General features: G+C 58.5%; 3 protein-coding genes. 1 reads left to right on the top strand and 2 read right to left on the bottom strand.

Annotated features, from left to right (window positions below; genetic code table 11):
* Positions 1-270, top strand: a 270-nt coding sequence (locus AC1DUU_RS30570; protein ID WP_476787063.1) for a LysR substrate-binding domain-containing protein, incomplete at its 5' end; no start/stop codon positions are given.
* Positions 271-595: 325 nt separating this feature from the next.
* Here AC1DUU_RS30570 and AC1DUU_RS30565 read toward each other — a convergent pair.
* Both AC1DUU_RS30565 and AC1DUU_RS30560 read right to left on the bottom strand, forming a co-directional pair.
* On the bottom strand, positions 596-1,273 hold the full coding sequence (locus AC1DUU_RS30565) for a type 1 glutamine amidotransferase domain-containing protein (RefSeq protein ID WP_476787062.1): 678 nt from the start codon (positions 1,271-1,273) through the stop codon (positions 596-598).
* Between the two features lie 20 nt (positions 1,274-1,293).
* A partial coding sequence (locus AC1DUU_RS30560) for an NADP-dependent oxidoreductase (RefSeq protein ID WP_476787061.1) occupies positions 1,294-2,028 on the bottom strand: 735 nt, incomplete at its 5' end.

The following is a 2,028-nucleotide window of genomic DNA, read 5'->3' as shown; positions in this document are numbered from 1 at the left end:
CTCAAATATTTCGCCGTCGCCGGTGAGGGCCTAGCCTATCTGCCTGGTTTCTTCGTTGAAACGGAGTGCGAGAACGGAATCCTCGTTCCGGTATTGCCGCAGTGGCGGTCGCCGGAAACCGCAATCAACCTCATCTACTCGCGCCGCCGCCACGTCTCCCGCCGCTTCAAGGCGTTTGTCGAATTCTGCATTGAATTCTACCGTGGCCGCGAAGGTAAGCGCATCCCGCGCTATTACGTCGAGAAAGTGGATAGACCGCTGCAAAGATGAGCTGATCTCCCCTCTCCTTCCCCGCCGGCTGCTCACCTACCCCCACGGCATGGAGCAACTATCCGCGAGGCATCCTGCTGCTCCAAAGTCATGGTGGCGTGGAAAGCTGCGAGGGGGTGGAGTGCCTGTGCTTTGCGGTCGGCACCCTTTTTCGGCCAGCGTCCGACAATGAGTGATCACCCGCAGCTAAGTAAGTCGATGCCTTCAGGACGGGCTTGCTGATGTGAGAAACTAGACCGGCAGCCGCATCTGCGGCCAGACTCGGCTTCGTACAGGCGGCTATCCGAGCCAGGTCCGCATCTGGGCTCCAGGCCTGACAATCGTCCTACTTCAAGAGCTTGAGCAGTTCTTTTGCGGCACCTTCCGATGAAGCGGGATTTTGGCCGGTCACGAGTTTGCCGTCGACAACGACGTAAGAGCCCCAGTCGCCACCTTTCTCGTAAAGTCCACCATTGGCCTTGAGCATGTCTTCGACAAGAAATGGAACCACGTCAGTCAGGCCAACCGCTGCTTCTTCGGTGTTGGTGAAGCCGGTTACACGTTTGCCTGAAACGAGCGGCTTGCCATCGGCACCCTTGGTGTGACGAAAGACGGCTGGCGCATGGCACACGGCGCCGACAGGACGGTCGCTGGCGGCGAAGGTTTCGATCAAGCGTTTGCTGTCGGCATTTTCCGCCAGATCCCACAAAGGGCCATGCCCGCCAGGATAGAAGATCGCGTCGAAGCCATCGGCATTCACCTCAGACAGTTTTGCGGTCGTAGCCAGCGCCCGTTGTGCGACCTCGTCCTTCTTGAAGCGCTTGGTTGCCTCTGTTTGGGCATCTTCAGCATCGCTCTTTGGGTCGATCGGCGGCTGACCGCCTTTGGGAGAAACCAGTGTGATGAGGGCTCCCGCATCGCGCAGAACGTAGTAGGGCGCGGCGAATTCCTCGAGCCAGAAACCGGTTTTCTCGCCCGTGTTTCCAAGCTTGTCATGCGACGTCAGGACCATAAGGATTTTCATGTGATGACTCCTTGCCTTGGTTATTTCGTGTTGCCCACGCGAATGACGCGTTTGCCGAAATTCTCGCCTCTCAGCAGGCCGACAAATGCCTGTGGGGCTTGCTCCAGCCCATCGATGATTTGTTCACGATAGAGAATTTTTCCGGCTTCGACCCAGGCTGCCATCTCCTTGGCGAACTCGGGATAGAGGTGGCCGAAATCGTTGAAGATGATGAAGCCGCGAATGGTGATCTGCTTGCGCAGGAGCTGGCCCAGGAACCAGTTCATCCGATCCGGGCCGTCGGGCAGGCTTGTGGCATTGTATTGCGAGACGAGACCGCAAAGTGGAATGCGCGCGCCCCTGTTGAGCAGCGGCAGCACCGCGTCGAAGACTTTGCCACCGACATTTTCGAAATAGACGTCGATACCTTCGGGTGTTGCGGCCTTCAATTGTTGGGCAAAATCCTCGGATTTGTGGTCGATACAGACGTCAAATCCAAGCGTTTCGACAGCGTAGGCGCATTTTTCAGCACCCCCAGCAATACCGACAACACGGCAGCCCAAAAGCTTGCCGATCTGCCCCACGGTGGCCCCAACCGGGCCAGTCRCTGCTGCGACCGCGATCGTTTCGCCCTTCTTGGGTGCCCCGATCTGCTTGAGCCCGGCCCAGGCGGTGAATCCAGGCATTCCCATGACGCCAAGCGCCCATGAGGGATGCTTGGGCGCACGCCCCAACGGCAAGACCCCAGTACCGTCCGACAATGCATAGTCCTGCCA

The sequence above is a fragment of the Aminobacter sp. P4_H6_2 genome (genome assembly GCF_056400805.1).
Note: the sequence above shows the minus strand (reverse complement) of the source record. Positions and strands in the feature narration are given on the sequence as shown.

Bases quoted from the DNA above. Each gene is read 5' to 3' on its own strand.
- AC1DUU_RS30565 (WP_476787062.1), bottom strand. From the start codon at position 1,273: ATGAAAATCCTTATGGTCCTGACGTCGCATGACAAGCTTGGAAACACG.